The organism is Streptomyces sp. NBC_00009, from assembly GCF_045040855.1.
Classification (GTDB): domain Bacteria; phylum Actinomycetota; class Actinomycetes; order Streptomycetales; family Streptomycetaceae; genus Streptomyces; species Streptomyces aureus.
The window spans coordinates 3,032,644-3,057,217 of sequence record NZ_CP108312.1; the positions used below are offsets into that span (position 1 = coordinate 3,032,644).

General features: G+C 70.5%; 21 protein-coding genes and 1 riboswitch. Of the genes, 10 read left to right on the forward strand and 11 right to left on the reverse strand.

Annotated elements, in window-relative coordinates; translation table 11 throughout:
- The first annotated feature begins 26 nt into the window (after positions 1-26).
- Complete coding sequence (locus OHA58_RS13455) at positions 27-1,355, forward strand: MFS transporter (RefSeq protein WP_405478917.1); 1,329 nt, start codon at positions 27-29, stop codon at positions 1,353-1,355.
- Here the strand turns inward: OHA58_RS13455 and OHA58_RS13460 are convergent.
- Positions 1,285-3,750 (reverse strand): MMPL family transporter, encoded by a 2,466-nt coding sequence (locus OHA58_RS13460; RefSeq protein WP_405484952.1) that lies wholly within the window; start codon positions 3,748-3,750, stop codon positions 1,285-1,287. The genes OHA58_RS13455 and OHA58_RS13460 overlap by 71 nt on opposite strands.
- Positions 3,751-4,078: 328 nt before the next feature.
- Here OHA58_RS13460 and OHA58_RS13465 point away from each other — a divergent pair, with 328 nt between their 5' ends.
- The gene (locus OHA58_RS13465; protein WP_405484954.1) at positions 4,079-4,753 is read left to right on the forward strand and encodes a response regulator transcription factor; all 675 of its coding nucleotides are present in this window, start codon (positions 4,079-4,081) and stop codon (positions 4,751-4,753) included.
- A gap of 158 nt (positions 4,754-4,911) precedes the next feature.
- Complete coding sequence (locus OHA58_RS13470; RefSeq protein ID WP_405478918.1) at positions 4,912-6,468, forward strand: ATP-binding protein; 1,557 nt, start codon at positions 4,912-4,914, stop codon at positions 6,466-6,468.
- Here OHA58_RS13470 and OHA58_RS13475 read toward each other — a convergent pair.
- The 3 genes from OHA58_RS13475 to OHA58_RS13485 all read right to left on the reverse strand — a co-directional run bounded on the left by OHA58_RS13475 (position 6,401) and on the right by OHA58_RS13485 (position 9,851).
- Positions 6,401-7,957 (reverse strand): ABC transporter substrate-binding protein, encoded by a 1,557-nt coding sequence (locus OHA58_RS13475; protein WP_405478919.1) that lies wholly within the window; start codon positions 7,955-7,957, stop codon positions 6,401-6,403. The genes OHA58_RS13470 and OHA58_RS13475 overlap by 68 nt on opposite strands.
- Before the next feature lie 256 nt (positions 7,958-8,213).
- A complete protein-coding gene (locus OHA58_RS13480) occupies positions 8,214-9,533 on the reverse strand; it encodes a metallophosphoesterase (protein ID WP_405478920.1) in 1,320 nt (439 codons plus the stop codon).
- A gap of 78 nt (positions 9,534-9,611) precedes the next feature.
- On the reverse strand, positions 9,612-9,851 hold the full coding sequence (locus OHA58_RS13485; protein WP_227296876.1) for an SCO4848 family membrane protein: 240 nt from the start codon (positions 9,849-9,851) through the stop codon (positions 9,612-9,614).
- Between OHA58_RS13485 and OHA58_RS13490 the strand changes: the two genes are divergently transcribed.
- Positions 9,790-11,313 (forward strand): D-alanyl-D-alanine carboxypeptidase, encoded by a 1,524-nt coding sequence (locus OHA58_RS13490; protein ID WP_405478921.1) that lies wholly within the window; start codon positions 9,790-9,792, stop codon positions 11,311-11,313. The two genes, OHA58_RS13485 and OHA58_RS13490, sit on opposite strands and share 62 nt — an antisense overlap.
- Positions 11,314-11,388: 75 nt before the next feature.
- On the opposite strand, the gene OHA58_RS13495 is transcribed toward OHA58_RS13490, so the two are convergent.
- The 4 genes from OHA58_RS13495 to OHA58_RS13510 form a co-directional block, all read right to left on the reverse strand.
- Positions 11,389-12,309, reverse strand: coding sequence for a YihY/virulence factor BrkB family protein (locus tag OHA58_RS13495; protein ID WP_405478922.1), 921 nt, complete (start codon positions 12,307-12,309; stop codon positions 11,389-11,391).
- Positions 12,297-12,803, reverse strand: a complete 507-nt coding sequence (locus tag OHA58_RS13500; protein ID WP_405478923.1) for a GtrA family protein — start codon at positions 12,801-12,803, stop codon at positions 12,297-12,299. Before OHA58_RS13500 ends, OHA58_RS13495 begins: the two co-directional genes overlap by 13 nt.
- A 77-nt stretch (positions 12,804-12,880) precedes the next feature.
- A complete protein-coding gene (locus OHA58_RS13505) occupies positions 12,881-13,891 on the reverse strand; it encodes a decaprenyl-phosphate phosphoribosyltransferase (protein ID WP_405478924.1) in 1,011 nt (336 codons plus the stop codon).
- A 38-nt stretch (positions 13,892-13,929) separates the two neighbouring features.
- On the reverse strand, positions 13,930-14,448 hold the full coding sequence (locus OHA58_RS13510) for a phosphatase PAP2 family protein (protein WP_405478925.1): 519 nt from the start codon (positions 14,446-14,448) through the stop codon (positions 13,930-13,932).
- A gap of 363 nt (positions 14,449-14,811) precedes the next feature.
- On the opposite strand from OHA58_RS13510, the gene OHA58_RS13515 reads away from it, so the two are divergent.
- Positions 14,812-16,149 (forward strand): FAD-binding protein, encoded by a 1,338-nt coding sequence (locus OHA58_RS13515; protein ID WP_405484956.1) that lies wholly within the window; start codon positions 14,812-14,814, stop codon positions 16,147-16,149.
- Between the two features lie 199 nt (positions 16,150-16,348).
- Complete coding sequence (locus OHA58_RS13520) at positions 16,349-17,104, forward strand: decaprenylphospho-beta-D-erythro-pentofuranosid-2-ulose 2-reductase (protein WP_266673498.1); 756 nt, start codon at positions 16,349-16,351, stop codon at positions 17,102-17,104.
- Between the two features lie 36 nt (positions 17,105-17,140).
- Here OHA58_RS13520 and OHA58_RS13525 read toward each other — a convergent pair whose 3' ends face one another.
- Both OHA58_RS13525 and trpS read right to left on the reverse strand, forming a co-directional pair.
- Positions 17,141-17,722: a 2'-5' RNA ligase family protein gene (locus OHA58_RS13525; RefSeq protein WP_405478926.1), complete on the reverse strand. Its 582-nt coding sequence runs from the start codon at positions 17,720-17,722 to the stop codon at positions 17,141-17,143.
- 74 nt (positions 17,723-17,796) lie between these two features.
- Entirely contained in the window at positions 17,797-18,810 is a 1,014-nt protein-coding gene (gene trpS / locus OHA58_RS13530; protein ID WP_116510850.1) for a tryptophan--tRNA ligase, read from the reverse strand.
- 206 nt (positions 18,811-19,016) lie between these two features.
- On the opposite strand from trpS, the gene OHA58_RS13535 reads away from it, so the two are divergent.
- The 3 genes from OHA58_RS13535 to OHA58_RS13545 all read left to right on the forward strand — a co-directional run bounded on the left by OHA58_RS13535 (position 19,017) and on the right by OHA58_RS13545 (position 21,410).
- Positions 19,017-19,664, forward strand: a complete 648-nt coding sequence (locus tag OHA58_RS13535) for an RNA polymerase sigma factor (protein ID WP_405478927.1) — start codon at positions 19,017-19,019, stop codon at positions 19,662-19,664.
- Positions 19,657-20,520, forward strand: a complete 864-nt coding sequence (locus OHA58_RS13540) for a hypothetical protein (RefSeq protein WP_405478928.1) — start codon at positions 19,657-19,659, stop codon at positions 20,518-20,520. Before OHA58_RS13535 ends, OHA58_RS13540 begins: the two co-directional genes overlap by 8 nt.
- Positions 20,521-20,654: 134 nt before the next feature.
- Positions 20,655-21,410: a hypothetical protein gene (locus tag OHA58_RS13545; protein ID WP_405478929.1), complete on the forward strand. Its 756-nt coding sequence runs from the start codon at positions 20,655-20,657 to the stop codon at positions 21,408-21,410.
- An 80-nt stretch (positions 21,411-21,490) separates the two neighbouring features.
- Here the strand turns inward: OHA58_RS13545 and OHA58_RS13550 are convergent, their stop codons facing one another.
- Entirely contained in the window at positions 21,491-22,939 is a 1,449-nt protein-coding gene (locus OHA58_RS13550) for a glycine hydroxymethyltransferase (protein ID WP_405478930.1), read from the reverse strand.
- A 61-nt stretch (positions 22,940-23,000) separates the two neighbouring features.
- A riboswitch (ZMP/ZTP riboswitch) is annotated at positions 23,001-23,087 on the reverse strand.
- Between the two features lie 117 nt (positions 23,088-23,204).
- Here OHA58_RS13550 and rocD point away from each other — a divergent pair.
- The gene (gene rocD / locus OHA58_RS13555; protein WP_405478931.1) at positions 23,205-24,434 is read left to right on the forward strand and encodes an ornithine--oxo-acid transaminase; all 1,230 of its coding nucleotides are present in this window, start codon (positions 23,205-23,207) and stop codon (positions 24,432-24,434) included.
- The last annotated feature ends 140 nt before the right edge of the window (positions 24,435-24,574 follow it).

Genomic DNA, 24,574 nt, shown 5'->3' on the forward strand with positions numbered 1-24,574 from the left:
TTCGGCCACGAAATACATTCGCCCGCATGCCGCGCCCCAGCCTCCGCCACCCGCTGTTACGCAACGCCCGCTTCCGCCGCTTCTTCCTCGGCCGCCTCCTCTCCCTGGTCGGCGACGCCGTCATCCCCTCCGCCCTCGCCCTCGCCGTGCTGGACGCCACCGGCTCCGCCTCGGCGCTCGCGCTGGTCCTGGGCTGCGCGATGGTCCCGCGGCTCGTGCTCCTCCCCCTGGGCGGCGTGATCGCCGACCGCTTCAACCCGCGCATCGTGGCCCTGACCACCGACCTCGTGCGCTGCGCAGGCCAGCTCTTCGTAGGCATCGAACTGCTCTCCGGGAAACCGGAGTTGTGGCAGATCGCGGTCGCCGAGGCGATCGGCGGAGCCGCCTCCGCCTTCGCCATGCCGACGCTCGCCTCACTGATCGTCGGCATCGTCGGCGAGAAGGACCGGCAGGCCGCCAACTCCGCCCTCGCCGTGGTCCGCAGCGGCACGCTGGCGGGCGGTCCGGCGCTCGCCGGGCTGCTCGTCCTGACCGCGGGTCCCGGGTGGGCGTTCGTCCTGGACGCCGCCTCGTTCGCCGTCAGCGCCGCCCTGCTCGCCACCCTGCGGCTCAGCCGCACCACGACACCGGCCGAAGAACGCCGCTCCCTTCGGTCCGACCTGGTCGAGGGCTGGCACGAGGTGCGCTCGCGCGGCTGGTACTGGACGAGCCTGGTCGCCCACGCCACCTGGAACGGCGGGGCAGCCGTGTTCGCCACCCTCGGACCGGTCATCGCCGTCAAGGAACTGGGCGGCGACGGTGCCTGGATCATGATCGCCCAGGCGGGCGCCGTCGGCCTCCTCCTCGGCTCCCTCCTGTCCGGGCGGGCCCGCCCCCGCCGCCCGATCCTCGCGGGCAACCTGGCCCTGACCACGTACGTCCTGCCGCTGGGGCTGCTCGCCCTGCACGCCCCCGCACCGGCGGTCGCCGCCGCGTTCGGCGTCGCCCTGGCCGGTCTCGGCTTCTTCAATCCCCTGTGGGAGACGGCAGTGCAAACGGCCGTTCCCGCGGCGGTCCTCGCCCGCGTCACCTCGTACGACTGGCTGGTCTCGCTGGCCGCGATGCCCCTCGGCTACGTCCTCGCCCCGCTCGCCGCCGACGCGTGGGGCGAGGCGACCCCGCTGTGGATCGCGGCGGCGGCCGTGGGCCTGGCCTGCGTGGCCACGGCGGGGGTGCCCGGCGTACGGACCTTCACGCTGAACACCCCTGCCAACGCACCTGATGCAGGCGTCAGTTCAGCAGACGTCAGTTCACCAGATCGGCTCCGTCGTCCGTCAGCTCCACGTCGTACACCAGCGGACCGCCCCCGACCGTGACGTGATGGGCGCGCGACGCCAGACCGCGCGCCGTCACCGCCAGGATGTACGCCCCCGGCGCGGGCACCGACACGATGTACGAGCCGTCGGCGATGGACGTGACGCGGTCGAGCTGGCGGCCGCCCCTGGAGACGAGGGTCACGGAGGCGCCGGCCAAGGGGGCGCCGTCGGCGGTGCGCAGGAATCCGTGGACGACGGTGGCTCCGCCGGTGCTGCTGCTCTCCATGGGCTCCGCGGTCTTGATGAGGCCGGCGCTTTTGATGGGCTCGGTCGGCGGTGCGGCGGGCGGCTCGGCCGGCTCCACGGCCAGGTGAGGGAGCCGCCCCTCCAGCCATCCGGGCAGCCACCAGTTGGAGCGGCCGAGGAGATGCATCGCCGCCGGGACCAGCGCCGTACGCAGGATGAACGCGTCGAGTGCGACCGCCGCGGCCAGCCCGATGCCCGCCATCGCGCCCTCCATGTCGCCGCTCAGGACGAACGCCGAGAACACGCAGATCATGATGAGGGCCGCGCAGTTGATGACCCGGCTCGTCTCGGCGAGGCCGACGCGCACGGCCCGCGCGTTGTCCCCGGTGTGCACCCACTCCTCGTGCATCCGGCTCACCAGGAACACCTGGTAGTCCATCGAGAGGCCGAACAGCAGCGACAGCATGATCACCGGCAGGAACGCGGTGATCGGCCCCTCCTTCCCGATGCCGAGGAACTCCGTCCCCCAGCCCCACTGGAAGACCGCCACCAGGACGCCGAACGACGCGGCCGCCGCGATCAGGTTCATCAGCGCGGCGGTGAGCGGCACGACGAGCGAGCGGAACGCGATCAGGAGCAGCAGGAAGCCGAGCCCGATGATGGCGCCCACGAAGTAGGGCAGCCGGTCGCCGGTCACCGACGCGAAGTCCTTGAAGACGGCCGTCACCCCGCCGACGTGCGCCTCGACACCGGCTTCCGGGATCACGTCGTCACGCAGCCGGTCGATGAGCCGGTCCGTCCCGACGGACTGCGGGGACGTCTTCGGCACGACCTGGATGACGGTGATGCCCCCGGCGGGCGGGGCCGCGGCGGCCTGCGCGACGTCGTCCGTCGCACGGATCGTCCTGACGAGCTCCGTGGTGTCGGCGCCGCCCGGCACGACGACCTGAAGGGGCCCGTTGAAGCCGGGCCCGAAGCCCTCCGCCAGCAGGTCGTACGCCTGCCGGGTCGTCGTCGACTCCTGATTGTTGCCCTGGTCGGTGGCGCCGAGCCGCAGTGACAGTACGGGCAGCGCGAGCACCGCCATGACCACCAGCGCCATCGCCGCGATCGAGCGCGGGCGTTTTTGCACATACGCCGACCAGCGCGCCGCGGGACCACTCGCCTCGGCGGGGTCGGGCCCCGCCGCCGCGAGCTTCCGCCGCTGCTTGCGGCTGAGGACGCGCGGGCCGAGCAGACCGAGGAGCGCGGGCAGGAGAGTGACCGCCGCCAGGACGCTGAGCACGACCGTCAGTGACGTGGCGATGACGACTCCGTCCAGGAAGCGCAGGTTCATCACCAGCATTCCGGCGAGCGCGATGCACACGGTGCCGCCCGCGAACAGGACCGCGCGCCCGGATGTGTTGAGGGCCCGCACCGCCGACTCCTCCGGTTCGAGCCCTCGCTGGATGCCGCGCCGGTGCCGGGTGACGATGAAGAGCGCGTAGTCGATGCCGACGCCGAGACCGATCAACGAGCCGAGAAGCGGGGCCACTTCGGGCACGTTCGTCACATGGCTGAGCAGCATCGTCGCCATCATTCCGCTGCCGACTCCCATGATCGCCACGACGATCGGAAGCAGCATCGCGAAGAGCGAGCCGAAGGCGAGGAAGAGGACCACGGCCGCCGCCGCGATGCCGACCACCTCGGAGACGCCGGTGGGCGGCTCCTGGATACGGGTGATGGCCTGGCCGCCCAACTCGACCTGGAGACCGTCCCGTTCGGCGGACTGAGCCGTGTCGACGACTTTCTGGACGAGGTCCTTGGGGACCTCGTTCGCCTGGTCGGTGAAGGTGATCTGCGCGAAGGCGGTGCGGCCGTCGCGGCTGATCTGGGCGGCGTTCTTCGCGTTGTACGGGCCTACGACCTCGCCGACGCCCCGCATCCCGGCGATCTCCTTCAGCGCGGGCTCGATCCGGGACCGTACGGCCTTGTCTGTCACCGACCCCGCGTCGCCGGACGACCGCCACACCACGGTGTCCGTGTCACCCGAGCTCTGCGGAAACGCCTTCGTCATCAGGTCGTACGCCTGCTTGGAGTCCGTGTCGGGCAGGGAGAACACGTTCGAGTAGTCGGTCCCCGCCGAGGTGCCAGCGGCCCCCAGGCCGAACAACGCCCCCACCCACAGCACCAGGACCACCAGGCGGTGCCGGTAGCACCACCGCGCCAATGCCGTCACGTTTGCCACTCCTTCGGTCTTCCCCCGGGCCTTCCTCGGCCTCAGCATCCGGGGGCACGGGCGCACGGCGGGACGGCGCGGCCATGACTCTCAAGGAACTCCAAGGGGGCGAGCAGGGCCGAGCGGGGGCGGGCCCGCCGATACTGGACTTATGAACGCTGGGGGTATGAGTGCTGGGTATGTGAACTCGGGGCCTGTGAAGGGTGGGCCGGTGAATGCTGGGCACGCGGACGCCGGTCCCGTGAGTGCCGGGCCCGCGCACGCCGGTCCCGTGAGTGCCGGGCCCGTGAACCACGCGGAGCACCCCGCGGGAGCCACCGTGCTCATCGTCGAGGACGAGCCGAGCATCGCCGACGTCCTCGCGATAGCCCTGCGCTACCACCGCTTCGAGGTCATGACCGCGGGCACCGTCCGCGAGGGCCTCGCCCTCGCGGCACGCACCCGGCCCGACGCCGCGCTCCTCGACGTGATGCTGCCGGACGGCGACGGCCGGGCGCTCGGGCGCGAACTGCGCGCCCGCAGGCCCGACCTGGCCCTCGTCTTCCTGACCGCGCGCGACGCGCCCGCCGAGATCGTGGGCGCGCTCGGCTTCGGCGACGACTACATCACCAAGCCGTTCAACATCGACGAGGTCGTGGCCCGGCTGGGCGCCGTCCTGCGCCGCACCCGGTCGGCCGACGTCCTGCCCGAACGCCCGCCGCTGCGCTACGGCGATCTCGAACTCGACGAGACGGCTTACACCGTCCACCGCTCGGGCCACACCGTCCAGCTCACACCCACCGAGTACGCCCTCCTGCGCTTCCTCGTGCGCAACGGCGGCCGCGTCGTGCCCAAGGAACAACTCCTGCGGCACGTATGGCAGTACGAGCACACCGCCGAGTCGACCGTCGTCGAGACGTACATCAGCTACCTGCGGCGCAAACTCGAAGCGCTGGGGCCGCCGTTGATCACTACGCGGCGGGGGGTCGGATACGGGCTTGCGGGTGGGGCGTGAACCGGGAGCGGAGTGTGACCCGGGGGCGGGGCGCGAGTGAGGGCCTCCGTGGCCGACTCGGGCGGGTCCATGGCCGCCGCGGGCGGGTCCATGGCCGCCGCGGGCAGGCGGCCGGCCGGAGCCGGCGGTTCCACTCCCTGCGCGCCAAGCTCACCCTCGTGAACGTCGCGCTGCTCGCCCTCGGCATCGTCGCCGCGACCGCCGTCAGCCTCATCGGGATGCGCCACTACCTCCTCGAGAACGTCGACGCCGAGCTGACGTCGTCACGCACCTCGCTCCAGCGCACCGGCCTCACCCTCAAACAGATCGAGTCGCTCAGCGAACTGGGCATCGCCCTCGACAAACTCTCCCCCGGCCCCAACTCGACGGACGCGGGCGCGAGTTCACTGCCGCGCAACGAAACCGTGTTCGTGGCCGTCGACCGGGCCGGCGAGCCCATCACCGTAGGCACCCTGCGTCCCACCGCCCGCCAGCGCGACCTCGCCTCCGCGGTCGACGACCCGAAGGCGCTCGCCACCGCCGACGAGCCGCGCGACGTCACCGTGCACGGCGACCCGTACCGTGCGGTGGGCGCCCGTCTCGCCGACGGCACGACCGTGCTGCTCGCCACCTCGACGGCCAACGTCCAGACCGGCATCCACAAGGCGCTCAGGCTCGACATCGCCCTCGGCACGGGCCTGCTCGCCCTGCTCGCCGTCCTCACGATGATCGGCGTCAGCCACCGGATGCGCCCCCTCGAAGACATGGTCGAGACCGCGTCGGCCATCGCCGACGGAGACCTCGCACGACGCGTGCCGCCGCACCACGACACCGCCCTGGAGGTCGAACAGCTGCGGCTCGCCCTCAACTCCATGCTCCACCAGGTCGAAACGGCTTTCGAGACCCGCGAGCGCAGCTCCGCGCAACTGCGGCGGTTCGTCGCCGACGCCTCCCACGAACTGCGCACGCCGCTCGCCGCGATCCGCGGCTACCTCCAGCTCTACGACAAGGGGATGCTCCGCGACCCGGCCGAACGCACCCGCGCCCTGGGCCGCGTCCACGCCGAGGCCGACCGCATGAGCCGGCTCGTCGACGAACTGCTCACCCTGGCCCGCCTCGACCAGGGCCCCGAACTGCGCCTGCGGAACGTCGACCTGAGCCGGCTGGTCCGCGAAGCCGCCGACGACCTGCGCGTGCAGCAGCCGGACCGCCCGGTCCAGGTCGCAGCTGACGGCGCGCTGCTGGTCCGCGCCGACGAGTCGGGCCTGCGCCAGGTCCTCGGGAACCTCCTCACCAACGTACGTACCCACACTCCGGAGGACGCCCCGGTCAGCGTCTCGCTCGAACGCCTGGACGGGACGGTGCGGCTGTGCGTGGCCGACGAGGGGCCCGGGCTTGACGAGGAGGACGCGGCGCGGATCTTCGACCGCTTCTTCCGGGCGGGCGGAGGTGCCGGCAGCGGTCTGGGCCTGGCGATCGTGCAGGGCGTGGTGTCGGCGCACGGCGGCGAGGTGTCCGTGCGCACGGCTCCGGGGGCGGGGGTGCGGGTGACGGTGGTGCTGCCGGGGGGCGGGGAGCCTGTGGGCTCGGCTGTGGCTGAGGGGGTTCCCGTGAGTGAGGTTCCCATGAGTGACGTTCCCGCGAGTGAGGCCTCCTCGTCGGAGCCGGTCAGATCCAGCCGAGCTGCCACAACCGGAACACCCCGGTCCCGTCCGACAGATACTGCCCGCCGGTGATGTCCTCCGTGCTGAGCACATACTCCTTGCGCTGCCACAGAGGGATGAGCGGGACGTCGCGTGCGACCGCTTCCTGGAGCTTGCGGAAGTCGCCCATGGTGCGGCTGCGGTCCTCGTACTGCTGACTGGCCTGGATCAGGCCGTCGACCTCTTTGCTGCTGTATCCGTTGTGCATGCCGGACCCGGTGCGCACGAGCTGCGCGGTGAACGTGTCCGGATCGGGGAAGTCGGGCAGCCAGCCGACCGCGTACGCGTCGAGTTTCCCGCTCGCGTACCGCCTCTGGAAGTCGGTCCACTCGTAGTAGCGCAGGCTCACCTTGAACAGCCCGCTCGCCTCGAGCTGCCGCTTGATCTCCTTCGCCTCCGAAGCGGACGCGGCACCGCGCGAGTACGCGAACTCGAAGCGGACCGGCGTACTCACCCCGGCCTCCTGGAGCAGCGTGCGCGCACGGGCGGCGTCCGGCTTCGGATACGCGTCGAAGAACGCGGTTGTGTGCCCGGTGATGCCACGCGGGATCAGGGAGTAGAGGGAGTCGACGGTGCCTTGGTACGTCGAGGCGACCAGCCGGTCCCGGTCGAGGAGCGTGGCGAGGGCCTGCCGCACCCGGCGGTCGTGCAGCGGCCGGCCCGTCCGCACGTTGAGGACGAGGTTCCGGGTCTCCGCGCTCTCGACCTCGGTGAGCCGCTCCCCCTTGTCGCTCGGCGCGTACGAGGCGAGCAGCGCGGGCGGCAGCTGCCGAGCGGCGACGTCGACCGAACGGGCCTTCCAGGCGGACTCGAGGGCGGCCGAGTCCTTGAAGTAGCGCAGGGTGGTGGGCTCCCCGACGCTCTTGACCGCGCCCTGGTAGCGGGAGTTGGGGACGAGCTTGGCCTGCTTGCCGGGCGTGTACGAGCTGAGGCTGTAAGGGCCGGTGCCGTCGACGCGGGTACGGGTGCGCAGGCTGTGCGCCGGGTACTGGGTGCTGTCGACGATGGAACCGGCGCCCGTGGCGACCTTGAACGGGAACGTCGCGTCGGGCGAGGACAGCTGGAAGGTCACCGTCCGCGCACCGCTCGTCTCGACCTTGCCGAGGGTGTCGAGCAAGGTGGCGGGACCCACCGGAGAGTTGATGGCCCTGACCCGGTCGAAGGAGAACTTCACGTCCTTGGCCGTCACCGCGCGACCACTCGGGAACGTCAGCCCGTCACGCAGCTCGCAACGGTAGGTACGCAGCCCGTGACCGACGAACCCGCAGTGCTCCGCGGCATCCGGCACGGGCGCGGCGCCACCCGCGTCGAACGTCAGGAGTGACTGGAACACGTTGCTGTACAGCGCCCATGATCCGGCGTCGTACGCACCGGCCGGATCGAGCGACGTCACGGCGTCGGTCGTCCCGACGGTGATCGTCTTCCCCTGCTCGTCCCGATCCGGAAGAAGCTGCCATGCGCCGGCTCCGGCGGCGGCAAGCACCATGAACGTCGCAAAAACCCGCATGCGAATCGACCGCATCGCGCCCCTCCCCAGTGACGTGGATCACTGAATCACAGGAGTTTGAGCCGTGGGAAGAGAAGGTGATGAGGTTTCGAAGACCGAGAGGCACCCTGTGAGCAGCTTGTGAACAAGGGGGTTTCGAGCCTGTTTCGGGGCGGGGCGTTTTTTGGGGAGGGGGAGAGGGAGAGGGAGAGGGGACGGGAGAGGGGCGGGAGAGGGGACGGCGGGCGGCTCCTTGTGGGGGGCCGGGGAGGTACCTCCCCGGCCCCCCACCTCACGCCCGCTTCGACGCCAGCTCGACGACCGTGATGTCCGAGGGCGCGCCCACCCGGACCGGCGGGCCCCACGCACCGGCGCCCCGGCTCACATACAACTGCGTGTCGCCGTACCGCTCCAGGCCCGCGAGCGTCGGGTTCGCCGCGTCGGCGATGAAGTTGCCCGGCCAGAGCTGGCCGCCGTGGGTGTGACCCGACAGCTGGAGGTCGACGCCGTGCTTCACCGCCTCGTGGATCATCACGGGCTGGTGGGCGAGGAGGACGGCGGCGCGGCCGGGGTCGCGGTCGCCGAGCGCCTTGTCGTAGTCGGGCCCGTCGCCGTAGTTCTCGCCGGTCACGTCGTTCACCCCGGCCAGGTCGAACGCGCCCATCTCCACGCGCGCGTTCTCCAGGGGCCGCAGGCCGATCTCACGGACGTGCTCGACCCATGGCTCGGCGCCCGAGAAGTACTCGTGGTTGCCCGTCACAAAGTACGTGCCGTGCCGGGCCCGCAACCCCGCGAGCGGCGCGACGGCCGGCGCCAGGTCCTCGACGCTGCCGTCGACCAGGTCCCCGACGACCGCGATCAGGTCGGGCTGCGTGGAGTTGATCGTGTCGACCACCCGCTGGGCGAACCCCCGGCCCAGAACCGGGCCCAGATGGATGTCGCTGACGACCGCGATCCTGAACCCGTGCGCGGAACGCGGCAGCCGGGCCAGCGGAACCGTGACCCGCTTCACCTTGGGCCCGCGCAGCACGCCGTACGCACCGTTCCCGACGATCCCGGTGGCCGCGACCACCGCGGCACCACCGACGACGCGAGAGACGAAGAGCCGACGCGAGGGGTCGGACGCGGCCGATGGCGTGACGGGCTTGGGCGTGGCGGTGGGGGTTGGGGTGGTGGGGGTTGGGGTGGTGGGGGTTGGGGTGGTGGTTGCGGTGGGCGGCTCGTCGGGCTCGCGCGTCGGAACCAGTACGGGCTCCGGCACGGGCCCCGACTCCGCGCCGCCCGGCGCGGACCTGCGGTCGAGGTAACGCCGCAGCAGCGGGCGCACCACTTCACCCACCAGGACCGCGAGCACCAGATAGATGGAGAAGGCCATCCACAGGAACCCGGGCCAGGACAGCACCTGCTGCAACCAGAACGGTGCACCGGCCCGTTCGCTCGCCACCGCCGCGAACATCAGCAACGGCCCCAGCACGAACACGACCGTGCCCGCCCGGCGCGCAAGACCGGCGCGGGCCGTGGTGTCGCGCACCAGACGGCGCCACGCGTACCAGTGCAGACCGGCGAAGGCCGCGAGCAAGGCGACCCCTGCGATCACTAAGACGGCGATCACGACGCTGCTCCCCCCGTCGCGTTCATCGCGCTGTTCGTAGTGGTGTTCGTGGTCGTGTTCATCGCTGTGTTCATCGCGTCACGCACGACGCAGGGCACGCAGTCCGCGGAACCCGATGCCCCCAACCACCGTCCCCAAGACAAAGGAGACAACGGCGAGCGTCAGATGCACCCAGAAGTAGGCGGTCGGGTCGCCGGCGTCGTCGAAGGCAAGCCCGCTCCCGTCCTTCCACAGGTTCTTGACGAAAGTGACCCAGATGACCCAGCTCCAGACACCGAAGGCGAGCAGGAACCAGGAGACGGGGCGACTGAGCTTCATACCCTCAGTATCGCCAGTCCTCCGTCCGCGCCGCCGCCGGGGTGGGGAGCAGGAGACACAGGACACCTCGGCGGAGACTTACGGGCCCCAGCCATGTACGTTCACGACCGTGCCTGCCTCGAATGAGTCGTATTTCACGACCGTCTCTGCCAAGACCGAGTCCCCTTTCAATCGTTCCGGTCTGAAGCGTTCCGGTCCTCGGCGTGCCGGGCGATGGTCCGCCGTCGCCGCCACGGTGGCCGCCTCCGCCACTCTCCTCTCGGTCTGCTGCGCCTCACCCGCACTAGCCGACGACAAGCCGGGGTCCTCCAAAGGCAAGGCGAAGCCGCCGGCCTCGATGTCGACCGTGGGCGGCGCGCAGCTGGGCAAGCCGGGCACACAGGTGCATCTGGCGAACGGCGCCCCCGTCCTGCCCAAGGATCTGAGCGCACGCTCCTGGATCGTCACGGACGCCGAGTCGGGCCAGGTACTCGCCTCGCACAACGCGCACTGGCGCCTGCCCCCCGCCAGCACCCTCAAGATGCTCTTCGCCGACACGGTCCTCCCCAAGTTCCCCAAGACGCAGACGCACAAGGTCGTCCCCTCCGACCTGGCCGGCATCGGCGAGGGCTCCAGCATGGTCGGCGTCAAGGAGGACTACACCTACACCGTCCACGACCTGTGGCTCGGCGTGTTCCTCCGCTCCGGCAACGACGCGGTCCACGTCCTGTCCGCCCTCAACGGCGGTGTCCCGCAGACCGTCAAGGACATGCAGTCCCACGCCGACGAGCTCCAGGCCCTCGACACCCACGTGGTCAGCCCCGACGGCTACGACTTCCCCGGCCAGGTCTCCTCCGCCTACGACCTCACTCTCTTCGCCCGCTCGGGCCTGCAGAAGAAGGACTTCCGCGAGTACTGCGCGACGGCGACCGCGAAGTTCCCCGAGTCGCAGAAGAAGGGCAAGACCACCAGCTCCTTCGAGATCCAGAACACCAACCGGCTCATCACCGGCGACATGGGCCTCGACCCCTACAAGGGCATCGCCGGGGTCAAGAACGGCAACACCACCAACGCCGGCGCCACCTTCACCGGCGTCGCCGAACGCAACGGCAAGGTCCTCCTCGTCACCGTCATGAACCCCGACTCCGGCGAGAACCAGGCGGTCTACCAGGAGGCGGCCCGTCTCCTCGACTGGGGTTTCCAGGCCGACGGCAAGGTCACCCCGGTGGGACAGCTCGTCCCGCCCAAGAGCGCCGACACCGGCGGCGCCAACGGCTCCTCCGCCAGCCCGAAGGGCGACAAGGGAGCTGCCGCACCCGACAAGGCTTCGACCGCCCACGCCTCCGTCCAGAACGGCTCCAGCGGCATCGGTATCGCCCTGGCCATCACGGGCGGCGCCCTCATCCTCCTGGCCGCAGCCGCCTTCCTCGTCAACCGCCGCTGGCCCCTGCCCGAACTGGTACGCCGCCTCCCCCAACGCTGACGGGACCCGTCCGGGGGGCCACCACTGTCCGGGGCGCCACCACTGTCCTGCTCAAGTGCACCGGCGCCGTCTGTCTCAGGCGGCGCCGGCCCGCGCCACCCCCGGCGGCTCCGCCCCCGGCTCGGCCTCGTCCTGCACCTCCGAGTCGGGCTGCCCCCGCGTGGCCGTCCAGGCCGCGCAGAACAACAGCAGCTTCGCCGTGAAGTTGATCCACAGCATCAGGGCCACCGGCGTCCCGAACGCCCCATACATGCTCTTCGACGCCACCTCCTTCATATAGCTGCCCAGCAACAGCTTCAGCAGCTCGAACCCCGCCGCCCCCATCAGCGCCGCCGTCAACAGCTCCCGCCGATGCGGGTGAACCCCCGGCAGCAGCGTCAGCACATAGAGCAGCAGCAGGAAGTCCGCGAGCACGGCGATCGCGAACGCCACCGCCCTGAGCAGCGCGCCGCCCCATCCGTCATGGGAGATGCCGAGCTCGTCCGCCGTCCACCCCACCGCGCTCGAGGCGAGCATCGACGCCGCCAACGAGACAAGTCCGGCCCCACCCAGCCCTACCAGGACCCCGGCGTCCGTGACCTTGCGCATGACCGGGTTCTCCTCCGGGTCCTCCAACTCCCAGACGGCGCGCAGACACTCTCTTATCGAGCCGACCCACCCGATGCCGGCGAAGAGCAGCAACGCCCCCGCCACCAGACCCACCGTTGCCGCGTTCGCGACGAGCGCGCCCAGGTCCAACTGGTCGGAGATGCCGGGCACCTGCTCCGCGATCTTGTCCTGGAGCGTCTTCTGCCGCTCCTCGCTGAGCGTGCCGGCCGCGATCGCCGCGGCCACGGTCAGCAGCGGGAACAGTGCCAGGAAGCTGATGAACGTCATCGCCGCCGCGAGCCGCGTCCAGTGCACCTGGTCGAGCCGCTCGTAGGCGCACCATGCGTGCGTACGCATGAGCCGAGCGACGATCGGCCCGACGCCGGGGAGTCTCTTCAGCCAGTCCATGATCCGAGCCTGCCCTCCCTGACCGTTCTCGCACGTCTCGCCGGAATCGCCGCCCGGAAGACAAGGGTCCGAGTACCCCAGAACCTCAGAACCGTGGCCAGCATCATGCCCACCCCCGCCCCGGACACCGTGTCCGCGCGCTGCGACGTGAGCCCGAGCCCGTAATGCGACACAGCGATGCACAACAACTGCACCACCGCCCCCGCCACATTGACGGCGAAGAACACCCCGTACTGCCGCAGCCGTGGCACCTCGACCGCCGTCCGCCGATAGGTACCGAGCGCGTTCCCTCCGTACGCGACCGTGCAACCGGCCAGAAACGACAGCGACTTGGCGGTGATCGGATCCCAGCCCGCCGGCCCCCGCAGCCACACGAAGAGCCCCAGGTCGACGACGTATGCGCAGCTCCCCACAAGCGCGAACCCCACCAACTCGGGCCCAAGACCCTTCATCCACCACCACCCCCGAACCCACCACGACCGCTCCTCCCCCATGCCCCCACGGGACGCGCCCTCCCTGCACGGGCCTTCCCCCGGCACGCCCTGACCCGACACGCCCTCACCTCGCACGTTCACCAGTTGGCGACCGCGAGCCCGTACATCGCCACCCACGCCAAGCCGATCACGGCCAGCGCTCTGTCCCGCAGAACGACGTCCTCCGGCTCGCCCGCCGTGCCACGGTCGGCGAAGACCGCGTAGCGCAGGACGGCGAGGATGAAGGGCACCATCGACAGCTGTCTCCACGGCAGCAGACTGGTTCTCGCCACCCCGCCTTCCTCCATGGCCCACAGGCAATAGGCGAGAACGGCCACCCCTGCGGCAAGCTGCCAGACGAACCGCAGATAGCCGGTCGTGTACTCCGACAGCAACGCCCGCGTCGCCCCCGCCTTCCCGGCCATCTGTACGGCCTCGGAGTACCGCTTGGCCGACACCATGAACAGCGCCCCGAACCCCGTCGTGATCAAGAACCACCGTGACAGCGGAATCCCCAGCGCAAGCCCGCCGATCGCGGCCCGCATCAGAAACCCGGTGGTCACCACGACAAGATCGACGACGAGAACGTGCTTGAGGCTGATGCAGTACGCCAGTTGCATCCCGACGTAGGCGGCCAACAGCGCCGCCGTCATCGGGTTGCACAAGGTCGCGGCCACCAGCGGCGTGAGAACCGCGAGCCCACCCCCGACCGCATAGGCCACCACCACCGGAACATGTCCCGCGGCCACGGGCCTGTTCCGCTTGACCGGGTGCGCCCGGTCCGCCTCGGCGTCCCGCGCGTCGTTGATCAAATACACGGCGGAGGCGGCCGCCGTGAACAGCAGGAACACCAGGGCCAGTTGAGCCGCCGCGTGCCACGAGAACAGCCCACCGGCCGCCGCGGGTGCGGCCACGACCAGCACGTTCTTCACCCATTGCCGCGGTCTCGCCGTCTTCAACAGCCCGGCCGGCAACCCGACCGTCGTCGCGCGCGGCCCCGGCACCGATTTCCCTCGCGGCCGGTCCAACAGCGCCGCGGCCGACCCCTGCCGCCCTTGGGCAGAGGCATGCACCAACGGCGTCCCGTCTCCCACTCCCCCCGCGTCCATCGCTTCCCCCACCCCTTCCCTTCGCTCAGTCCGTTCCGTCATCGCAAGGCACCCCCGGCCACCCAATGAGCCCCGAGCCGCGCGGCGACCGCCCCGAGCGCCGCCCCCGCCACCACGTCCGACGGGTAGTGCACCCCGACGACCATGCGCGAGACGCACATTGCCGCCGCCAACGGCGGGACGAGCCGCGCCCCCGCCGGCCGCAACGCCCCGTACGCGACCGCCGCAGCGGCCGCCGAAGCCGCGTGCGAACTGGGGAAGGAATGCCGCCCCGCCGTCCGCACGAGCGGCACCACGCCGATCTCCGGGCCCGGCCGCGGCCGCCGGACGACCCGCTTGATCCCCATGCTGGCCACGTGCGCCGCAGCGGTCAGCGCCGTACCGCGCAGCCACGCCCCTCGCCGCTGCCGGTCGACCGCCGCCCCCAACAGCCCGGCGCCGAGCCAGAGCGCCCCGTGCTCCCCGCTCCAGGAGAGTGCGCGCGCGGCCGTTGCCACGCGCCAGTCCGTACCGCAGTCGCGCAATGCCGACAGCAATCGGCGGTCCATATCGTCCATGTGGCTCACTCTGCGGGTCAAAACCCGCATAACTCAGACAATTTTGGGTGACACCCATTCAATCACCCATTTCGGTGAGGGCTTGGTTTGTTTCGGGCGAAGGCCCTATCTATGGGCGATACGGTCGCGGTCATGGCTGCCGATCCCGCTCCCCCCACCGCCCGCACACCCGCCGTCGCCCCCGGCGTCACACCCCCCGGCCCAGCCGCCCCTGCCGCGCCGTCCACAACTGCGCCCGCCTCTGCGCCCGCACCCGCGCTCATCTCGCCGGCCGTCCCGGCACCCAGCACTCCCCCCACCACGTCGCCTTCCCCCGACTCCGTCCACGACGACCCCTCCGGCGGCATCCTCGACACCGTCCCCATGACCGGCTGGGGCCGCACCGCCCCCACCGCCGCCCGCATCGTGCGCCCCCGCTCCTATGCGGAAGCGGCAGCCGTGGTCCGTGCGTGCGGGACGCCGGGCCACCGGGGCAACATCGCCCGGGGCCTGGGCCGGGCTTACGGAGACGCGGCACAGAACGCCGGCGGCAGTGTCCTGGACATGACCGCCCTGGACCGCATCCACGCGATCGACGCGTCCGGCGGCACCGTGCTGTGCGACGCGGGCGTCTCACTGCACCGCCTGATGGAAGTCCTCCTCCCCCTGGGCTGGTTCGTCCCCGTGACACCCGGCACCCGCTACGTCACGGTGGGCGGCGCGATCGGCGCCGATATCCACGGCAAGAACCACCACGTCTCGGGATCGTTCTCCCGCCACGTGCTCGCCCTGGAACTGCTCACGGCCGACGGCGAAGTGCGGATCGTCGAGCGCGGCAGCGAGCTGTTCGACGCGACGGCCGGCGGTATGGGACTCACCGGGATTATCCTCACTGCCACCATCCAACTCCTCCCTGTCGAAACCTCGTTCATGGCGGTCGACACCGAACGTGCCGTTGACCTCGACGACTTGATGGCCCGCCTCACCGAGACCGATCACCTCTACCGCTATTCGGTCGCCTGGATCGACCTCCTGGCCCGCGGAGCCTCGATGGGCCGCTCGGTACTGACCCGCGGTGATCACGCTCCGCTGGATGCCGTTCCCGCACGGGCGCGCAGGGCGCCACTGACATTCCGCCCCAGGCAGCTTCCGGCCGCACCCAGATTCGTACCCGAAGGACTCCTGGGCCGCAGGACCGTCGGCCTCTTCAACGAGCTCTGGTACCGCAAGGCCCCCATGTCGCGCGTCGGCGAGATCCAGAGACTCTCCTCTTTCTTCCACCCCCTGGACGGCGTACCGCACTGGAATCGCATCTACGGGCGCAGTGGATTCGTCCAGTACCAATTCGTCGTCGGATATGGCCAGGAGGAAGCACTTCGCCGCATCGTGCAGCGCATCTCCGAGCGCCGGTGCCCCTCCTTCCTGGCGGTCCTCAAGCGCTTCGGCGACGCGGATCCCGGCTGGCTGTCCTTTCCCATGCCCGGCTGGACGCTGGCCCTCGACATTCCCGCGAACCTGCCGGGACTCGGCGCGTTCCTCGACGAACTCGACGAGGAGGTGGCCGCGGCGGACGGGCGCATCTACCTCGCCAAGGACTCGCGGCTAAGGCCCGAACTGCTGTCGACGATGTATCCCCGTCTCGATGAATTCCGCGCCCTACGAGCCCAGTTGGACCCGCGAGGCGTGTTCCGCTCGGATCTGTCCCGGCGCCTCGGACTCTGACCGGAATGAGAACGAGTGCCGTGACCGGGGCCCTCGCACTTACCGGCAGTCCCGCTCCCCCACATCGCACGCACGTCGCATCCCCCTCACCCGGCACGGCCCCTCCGCACCGATTCACTTTTGGTACACCGCTCGGGCCATCCGGGTTCCCATCCCGCCCCCACCGATTTCGGTCCCGCCCATTTGGAGTTTGGTTCTCATGAAGGACGCCTTCGGCACCCCCCAGTCCTTGCTCGTCCTCGGCGGCACCTCCGAGATCGCGCTCGCCACCGCCCGACGCCTCGTGGCCCGGCGGACCCGAACGGTGTGGCTGGCCGGCCGCCCGTCGCCCGCCCTCGACCGTGCGGCCGCCGAACTCCGCGACATGGGGGCCGACGCCCGTACCGTCGCCTTCGACGCGCTCGACTCCGAGGCGCACGAGGTGACGCTGGGCAAGGTGTTCGCCGAGGGCGACATCGACATGGTGCTGCTGGCGTTCGGGATCCTTGGCGACCAGGCCCGCGACGAGGACGAGCCGCTGGCCGCGGTGCGCGTCGCGCAGACCAACTACACCGGCGCGGTATCGGCGGGCCTCATCTGCGCCCGCGCCCTGCAGTCCCAGGGCCACGGCTCGCTGGTGGTGCTCTCTTCGGTCGCGGGTGAGCGGGCCCGCCGGTCCAACTTCATCTACGGGTCGAGCAAGGCCGGCCTGGACGCCTTCGCGCAGGGCCTCGGCGACGCGCTGCACGGCACCGGCGTGCATGTGATGGTCGTGCGCCCCGGCTTCGTACGGTCAAAGATGACGGCGGGCATGGCGGAGGCACCGATGGCCACCACGCCGGAGGCGGTGGCACAGGCCATCGAGACGGGACTCAGGCGCCGGTCGGAGACCGTGTGGGTGCCGGGGGCCCTGCGCGTGGTGATGTCGGCGCTGCGGCATGTCCCGCGTCCGGTGTTCCGGCGCCTGCCGATGTAAGTCACGTCCGACAGCGGCCGGCCGATTCGCTTCGCGTCAGCGAGCCGGCTGTCGGCCCCGCTTCGAGCGGTCGGGGCCCTGCGCGGGAACTCCCGGGCCGCCGAAGGGGAACTCGCGCAACTTGCGCCAGATACCGTCGGCGCCCTGCTCGTACAGCGCGAACCCGGTGCACGGCCAGGCCGCCTCGTACCCGGCGAGCTCCGCGTACGCCCGGTCCATCGCTTCCTCCGCGATGCCGTGCGCCACCGTGACGTGCGGGTGATAGGGAAACTGCAGCTCGCGCGCGACCGGACCGGACGCGTCACGGACCTGCTTCTGCAGCCACGTACAGGCCTCGGCGCCCTCGACGACCTGTACGAACACAACGGGAGACAGCGGACGGAAGGTTCCCGTCCCCGCGAGCCGCATCGCGAAGTTCCGCCCCGCGGCGGCGACCGCCTCGAGATGGGCCTCGACCGAAGGCAGCGACCTGTCCTCCACCTCGGTCGGCGGGAGCAGAGTGATGTGCGTGGGGATGCCGTGCGCAGCGGGGTCACCGAAGCCCGCGCGCCGCTCCTGGAGCTGGCTGCCGTGTGGCTCCGGGACCGCGATCGAAACGCCGATCGTTACGGTCCCCACGTCGTACTCCTGTCGTCGTGTGGTGGGCGGGTGGTGGGCGGGTGGTGGTAAGGCGGTTCAGGCGGGGCTGGGGCTCAGTGCTTCGCGGGCAGCAGTCCGACCTTGTCGTACGCCTGGGCGAGGGTTTCGGCGGCGACAGCACGCGCCTTCTCCGCGCCCTTGGCCAGGATCGAGTCGAGCGTCTCCGGGTCGTCCAGGTACTCCTGGGTACGGGTCCGGAACGGTGTCACAAAGTCCACCATGACCTCTGCCAGGTCCGTCTTGAGCGCACCGTACATCTTGCCCTCGTAGTTCTGCTCCAGTTCCGGGATACCTGTGCCGGTGAGGGTGGAGTAGATGGCGAGGAGGTTGCTGACGCCCGGCTTGTTCGCCGGATCGAACCGGATCACGGTGTCGGTGTCGGTGACCGCACTCTTGACCTTCTTGGCGGTGGTCTTCGGCTCGTCGAGAAGGTTGACGAGCCCCTTCGGCGTCGACGCCGACTTGCTCATCTTGATCGACGGGTCCTGGAGGTCGTAGATCTTCGCCGTTTCCTTGAGGATGTACGGCGCCGGGACCGTGAAGGTCTCGCCGAAGCGGCCGTTGAAGCGCTCGGCGAGGTCGCGCGTCAGCTCGATGTGCTGGCGCTGGTCCTCTCCCACGGGTACCTGGTCGGCCTGGTAGAGCAGGATGTCCGCGACCTGGAGGATCGGGTACGTGAAGAGGCCGACGGTCGCGCGGTCGGCGCCCTGCTTGGCGGACTTGTCCTTGAACTGCGTCATGCGGGAGGCCTCGCCGAAGCCCGTCAGACAGTTCATGACCCAGCCGAGCTGTGCGTGCTCGGGGACGTGGCTCTGCACGAACAGCGTGCAGCGGTCCGGGTCCAGACCGGCGGCGAGGAGCTGCGCCGCGGCGAGCCGGGTGTTGGCCCGGAGCTCCTTGGGGTCCTGCGGCACGGTGATCGCGTGCAGGTCCACAACCATGTAGAACGCGTCGTGAGACTCCTGCAGCGCCACCCACTGGCGGACCGCGCCGAGGTAGTTGCCGAGGTGGAACGAGCCTGCAGTGGGCTGGATTCCGGAGAGCACGCGGGGACGATCAGAGGCCATGCTCCTCATTCTCTCAGGTGTCTCTCATTGGTTGGAAACAGGTGGGCGACGGGTGCACGACAAGTGCTGAAACCGTGCACGGAGCGCTGTCGCCCACCCCGCCCGGCGTGTCGCCGGAACCTGGCTTCGGGACCTGGGCTTCGGTCTCCCTTCGGACCTGCCTTGCGGAGCGAGTTCGGAAAAACCTGTGCGACGGGTGGGAACCGATGCGAGGGGTGCGGTGTATCAACGATGTGAGGACACAGGGGGAGGTCCTGGAGGGGGGCCGCGTCGTCGACGACGAGCGTGCGGTGATCGCTCGCGTGCGCGCCGGAGATGTGGAGGCGTACGCGGTGTTGGTGCGCGCCTTCACCGGGCTGGCGCTGCGGGCGGCCCGAGCCCTCGGGGCAGGAGCGGACGCGGAGGACGTGGTGCAGCAGGCCTTTTTCAAGGCGTACTGCGCCCTGGGACAGTTTCGGGACGACTCGTCGTTCAAGCCGTGGCTGCTCGCGATCGTCGCCAATGAGACGAGGAACACAGTGCGCTCGGCGGTGCGACAGCGTTCGGTCGTGGGGCGGGAAGCGACGTTGATACAGGCCGAGCCGCTGATACCCGAGACCACGGATCCGGCGGTCGCGGCCGTCCACGACGAGCGGCGGACGGCGTTGCTCGCCGCGCTCGAGGAGCTGAGCGAGGAGCATCGGCTGGTCGTCACGTACCGGTATCTGCTCGAGATGGACGAGGCGGAGACGGCCGACGCGCTCGGTTGGCCGCGCGGCACCGTGAAGTCGAGGCTCAATCGCGCGCTGCGGAAGCTGAAGCGGATTCTTCCGGCGGAGCTGGGCCTGCGGGAGGGAGGTGACGGGTATGAGTGAACCGCGTCACGAGGACGACGGGAGCCGGCGCCCCGGTAAGGAGCACGGGCCCCGCGCGGACCGTGGGCTGCCGGCTGAGCTGCGGGCGCTGGGCAGGTCCCTGGACGGTCTGGGCCCCGGCGGCGAGTCGATGGCCGAGCGGGTGCTGGCGCAGATACTCGCCGAGTCGGTTCCGGCGCCGGTGGCCGAGCCGACGGCGGGCCCTGTCCGGGTGCGGCGGGCGCGCCGCTGGATACGGAAGCGGTGGCGGATGCTCACGGCGGGGCTGTGCGGAGTGCTGACCGTGCTCGTGCTCACGCCTCCGGTGCGGGCCGCGGTTGCCGAGTGGTTCGGCTTCGGCGGGGTGGAGGTCCGGTACGACCCCTCGGCCCTGCCGTCGTCCGGTGTGCACATCCCCGGGTGCGGCACGTCGCTCTCGCTGGGCGAGGCCCGACGAGACGCCGGATTCGAACCGCTGGTGCCGGGCGAGCTGGGGATGCCGGACGCCGTGACGGTGACACGGGAACCGGAGTCGCGCTTCTTGATCACACTGTGCTGGCACGAGGACGGGCACACGATCCGACTCGACGAGTACCCGGCGCAGCTCGACATCGGGTACACGAAATCGGTGCGCATGCAGCCGCGCTGGGTCGACCTCGGCCGGGATACGGGGCTGTGGTTCGCCCAGCCGCATCTGCTCAGTTTCTGGATGCTCGACGGCAACGGCGACCGGTGGACCCGTTCTGAACGCACCGCGGGCCCGACGCTCCTGTGGACCCGCCGACAGGAGATGACGCTCCGCCTGGAGGGAGTCGATTCCCGGGAGCGGGCGATGGAGATCGCACGGTCGGTACGGAAGCCGGACGCCCTCCGCTGATGTCCGCGGGCTGGGCCGGCGCACTCACACAACCGAGAACTCGCACACCGAAGTTGGGAACCCGGTCGGGTCGAGCGGTGTACCAGAAGTGAATCGACACGGGCGGGCCGTGCCGGGAGCAGCTGGGGGAACGGATGCGAACAGTACGAAGGCCGGCCGCGCTGGCGGTGGCACTGACGGCGGTACTCGCCGCGATGCTGCTGAGCGCGTCAGGGGCGTCGGCGGGCGGACCGACGAGCGTTCTGGTGGTGTCGCCCGAGAGCGGCCAGAGCGCGTCGCTCTACTTCAGTGACAAGAAGTACGGGCCGCTGGAGAGTCTCCTGGGCGAGCCGGACCAGGGGCGGCGGGAGGAGCCGCCCGGCTTGGGCATAGGCGCGGGGCGTCAGCTCAATGTCACATGGCTGGTGCACGACGTGCTGCCGTGGCGGGTCGACCGGGTCTATCCGGACTCGCCGGGCACGAAGGACGTCTGGATACACACAGCGACGCACGTGCCGGACTCCTACAACGGGTACTGGCACAAGGCGCGGAAGCCGGCGGAGCTGCGCGCGCTGCTGAAGGACCTCGGGGTCATGGGCGCGCGGTCCGAAAAGGGCGGGAGCCCGATCTTCCCGGTGCCCTGGAAGTCGCCCGACCGGTCCAAGGAAGCGCTCGGTGGAGCTCCGGCTCCGGCAGCCGACGGTCGCGATGGCGGGCCGTCCGGAGGCGCGCGGGCCTCGGCGGCCGGGTCGAATGACGGGGTGGACTGGTGGTGGGCGATACCGGGGCTGGCGGCGGGTGCCGCGCTGGCTCTGGTGCTGCGGCCCCTGGCCGACAGGCTGCCGGGTCGTCGCGGGACGGGCGGGACCCCGCCCGACGCGGGACCACGGCAGCAGCTGATCGATTCCTGAGGGTCGCTCTCCAGCTCTCACGGCGGGGGGAACGCACTGACCGGCCCGTCGGTGCGGCTGGTGACGGGCCGGTCAAGCGATCAGGTGAGGTCGACCTCCGGGTAGAGCGGGAAGCCGCTCAGCAGGTCGGACGCTCGCGTGGAGACCTCGTCAGCGATCTTCTCGTCCAGGACGTGCTGCGCCTTGGAGGGCGCGCCCTTGCTGGTGGTGCCCGATTCGGCGGCGGTGAGCACGCGGTCGATGAGGCCCGCGACCTCGTCCATCTCCGCGGTGCCCAGGCCACGGGTGGTCAGGGCAGGGGTGCCGATTCGGATGCCGGACGTGTACCAGGCACCGTTCGGGTCGGAGGGGATGGAGTTGCGGTTGGTGACGATGCCAGAGTCGAGGAGCGCGTTCTCGGCCTGGCGGCCGGTGAGCTCGTAGGAGGTGGCGACATCGATCAGGTTGAGGTGGTTGTCCGTGCCGCCCGTGACGAGGGTGGCGCCGCGGCGGGTCAGGCCCTCGGCGAGGGCACGGGCGTTGTCGACGACGGACTGGGCGTAGTCGCGGAACTCGGGACGGCGGGCCTCGGCCAGGGCGACGGCCTTGGCGGCCATGACGTGCGGCAGCGGACCGCCGAGGACCATCGGGCAGCCGCGGTCGACCTGGTCGACGAGCGAGTCGTCGCAGAGCACCATGCCGCCGCGCGGGCCGCGCAGCGACTTGTGCGTCGTGGTGGTGACGATCTGGGCGTGCGGCACCGGGTCGAAGTCGCCGGTGAGGACCTTGCCGGCGACCAGGCCCGCGAAGTGCGCCATGTCGACCATGAGGGTCGCCCCGACCTCGTCGGCGATCTCGCGCATGATGCGGAAGTTCACCAGGCGGGGGTACGCGGAGTAGCCGGCGACGATGATCAGCGGCTTGAAGTCGCGGGCGGTGGCGCGCAGGGCTTCGTAGTCGACGAGGCCGGTCTGCGGGTCGGTGCCGTAGCTGCGCTGGTCGAACATCTTGCCGGAGATGTTCGGGCGGAAGCCGTGGGTGAGGTGGCCGCCGGCGTCCAGGGACATGCCGAGCATGCGCTGGTTGCCGAAGGCATGACGGAGCTCGGCCCAGTCGGCGTCGGAGAGGTCGTTCACGTTGCGGACGCCGGCCAGCTCCAGGGCGGGCGCCTCGACGCGCTGGGCGAGGACGGCCCAGAAGGCGACGAGGTTGGCGTCGATGCCGGAGTGCGGCTGGACATAGGCGTGGCGGGCGCCGAAGAGCTCGCGGGCGTGTTCGGCGGCGAGGGCCTCGACGGTGTCGACGTTGCGGCAGCCGGCGTAGAAGCGGCGGCCGATGGTGCCCTCGGCGTACTTGTCGCTGAACCAGTTGCCCATCGCGAGGAGGGTGGCCGGGGACGCGTAGTTCTCGCTGGCGATCAGCTTGAGCATCTCGCGCTGGTCGGCGATCTCCTGGCGGATGGCGTCGGCCACGCGGGGCTCGACAGCCCGGATCACGTCGAGGGCGCTGCGGAACGCTACGGATTCGGTAGAGAGGGTGGGCTCTGACATGACGGACCTCCGGACGGATGGGACCTCCCCTGCTCGAGCGAGGTCGAGAGCAGGAGGTTCACGGTTCGGCCCAGGCGCACGGCACACAGTTCACAGGCCGCTCCCCGATGGTCGGTCCCATCCCAGCGCGCCAGTCACGGCCCTGCGGGCCACACTACCCGGCGCGCCGCAGGGCGAGGCTTCCCGGTCCACGATGCGAGCGACGATAGGAAGGGGCCACAAGCCCACGTCTTCGCGCCATCAGAGCTGTAAGAACGGAGATCCCGTGACTGCTGTGACTCCTCCGAATGCCGCAACGGAAGCCTTCATCACCGCGTCCGAAGCGCACAGCGCGCACAACTACCATCCGCTGCCCGTCGTGGTCGCCACGGCGGAGGGCGCATGGATGACGGATGTCGAAGGGCGCCGGTACCTCGACATGCTCGCCGGCTACTCGGCGCTCAACTTCGGCCATGGGAACCAGCGGCTCATCGAGGCCGCCAAGGCGCAGCTGGAGCGGGTGACGCTGACGTCCCGCGCCTTCTATCACGACCGGTTCGCCGAGTTCTGCACCCAGCTCGCGGAGCTGTGCGGCATGGACATGGTGCTGCCGATGAACACAGGGGCGGAGGCGGTCGAGACCGCCGTGAAGACGGCGAGAAAGTGGGGGTATCAGGTCAAGGGGGTGCTCGACGGCAGAGCAAAGATCGTCGTGGCGGGCAACAACTTCCACGGGCGCACCACGACCATCATCAGCTTCTCCACGGACCAGGAGGCGCGCGCGGACTTCGGTCCCTACACGCCAGGGTTCGAGATCGTGCCGTACGGCGATCTGACGGCGCTGCGCAGCGCTATCACCGAGAAGAACACCGTCGCGGTGCTGCTCGAACCGATCCAGGGCGAGGCCGGTGTCCTCGTGCCGCCGGCCGGATATCTGCCGGCGGTAAGGGAGTTGACCCGCGAGCGGAACGTGCTGTTCATCGCGGACGAGATCCAGTCGGGGCTCGGGCGGACCGGGCGGACGTTCGCCTGTGAGCACGAGGGCGTGGTGCCCGACATGTACGTGCTGGGCAAGGCGCTCGGCGGTGGGATCGTGCCGGTGTCGGCGGTGGTGTCCAGCAGCGAGGTGCTCGGGGTGTTCAAGCCGGGTGAGCACGGGTCGACGTTCGGCGGGAATCCGCTGGCCTGTGCGGTGGCGCTCGAGGTCATCGCGATGCTGCGCACCGGGGAGTTCCAGCAGCGGGCGGCGGAGCTGGGCGTGCATCTCCACGCGGAGCTCGGGCTGCTGACGGGCACGGGCAAGGTGACGCAGGTGCGGGGGCGCGGGCTGTGGGCGGGGGTCGACATCGATCCGTCGTACGGGACGGGAAGGGAGATCTCGGAGAAGTTGATGGCCAAGGGCGTCCTGGTCAAGGACACCCACGGCAGCACGATCCGGATCGCTCCCCCTCTGATGATCAGTAAGGAGGACCTGGACTGGGGGCTCGACCAGCTCCGGGCGGTCCTGGCGGTCTGACGGAGGTGCGCCTCCGGCACGGGCGGCCGACTCGTGGTCCCGCCGCTTATGGGGGCACCACCGGACGGGGAGCCGCTCACCGGGGCACCACCGGAGGAGGGGCCGCTCACGGGCCGGTCGGCGTAGGCACACGCTCTACA

Coding starts and splice junctions, on each gene's coding strand:
- OHA58_RS13455 (WP_405478917.1), top strand. CDS start 27: ATGCCGCGCCCCAGCCTCCGCCACCCGCTGTTACGCAACGCCCGCTTC.
- OHA58_RS13475 (WP_405478919.1), bottom strand. CDS start 7,957: ATGCGGTCGATTCGCATGCGGGTTTTTGCGACGTTCATGGTGCTTGCC.
- OHA58_RS13490 (WP_405478921.1), top strand. CDS start 9,790: ATGACCCAGCTCCAGACACCGAAGGCGAGCAGGAACCAGGAGACGGGG.
- OHA58_RS13485 (WP_227296876.1), bottom strand. CDS start 9,851: ATGAAGCTCAGTCGCCCCGTCTCCTGGTTCCTGCTCGCCTTCGGTGTC.
- OHA58_RS13495 (WP_405478922.1), bottom strand. CDS start 12,309: ATGGACTGGCTGAAGAGACTCCCCGGCGTCGGGCCGATCGTCGCTCGG.
- OHA58_RS13500 (WP_405478923.1), bottom strand. CDS start 12,803: ATGGGGGAGGAGCGGTCGTGGTGGGTTCGGGGGTGGTGGTGGATGAAG.
- OHA58_RS13505 (WP_405478924.1), bottom strand. CDS start 13,891: ATGGACGCGGGGGGAGTGGGAGACGGGACGCCGTTGGTGCATGCCTCT.
- OHA58_RS13510 (WP_405478925.1), bottom strand. CDS start 14,448: ATGGACGATATGGACCGCCGATTGCTGTCGGCATTGCGCGACTGCGGT.
- OHA58_RS13515 (WP_405484956.1), top strand. CDS start 14,812: ATGACCGGCTGGGGCCGCACCGCCCCCACCGCCGCCCGCATCGTGCGC.
- OHA58_RS13520 (WP_266673498.1), top strand. CDS start 16,349: ATGAAGGACGCCTTCGGCACCCCCCAGTCCTTGCTCGTCCTCGGCGGC.
- trpS (WP_116510850.1), bottom strand. CDS start 18,810: ATGGCCTCTGATCGTCCCCGCGTGCTCTCCGGAATCCAGCCCACTGCA.
- OHA58_RS13535 (WP_405478927.1), top strand. CDS start 19,017: ATGCGAGGGGTGCGGTGTATCAACGATGTGAGGACACAGGGGGAGGTC.
- OHA58_RS13540 (WP_405478928.1), top strand. CDS start 19,657: ATGAGTGAACCGCGTCACGAGGACGACGGGAGCCGGCGCCCCGGTAAG.
- OHA58_RS13545 (WP_405478929.1), top strand. CDS start 20,655: ATGCGAACAGTACGAAGGCCGGCCGCGCTGGCGGTGGCACTGACGGCG.
- OHA58_RS13550 (WP_405478930.1), bottom strand. CDS start 22,939: ATGTCAGAGCCCACCCTCTCTACCGAATCCGTAGCGTTCCGCAGCGCC.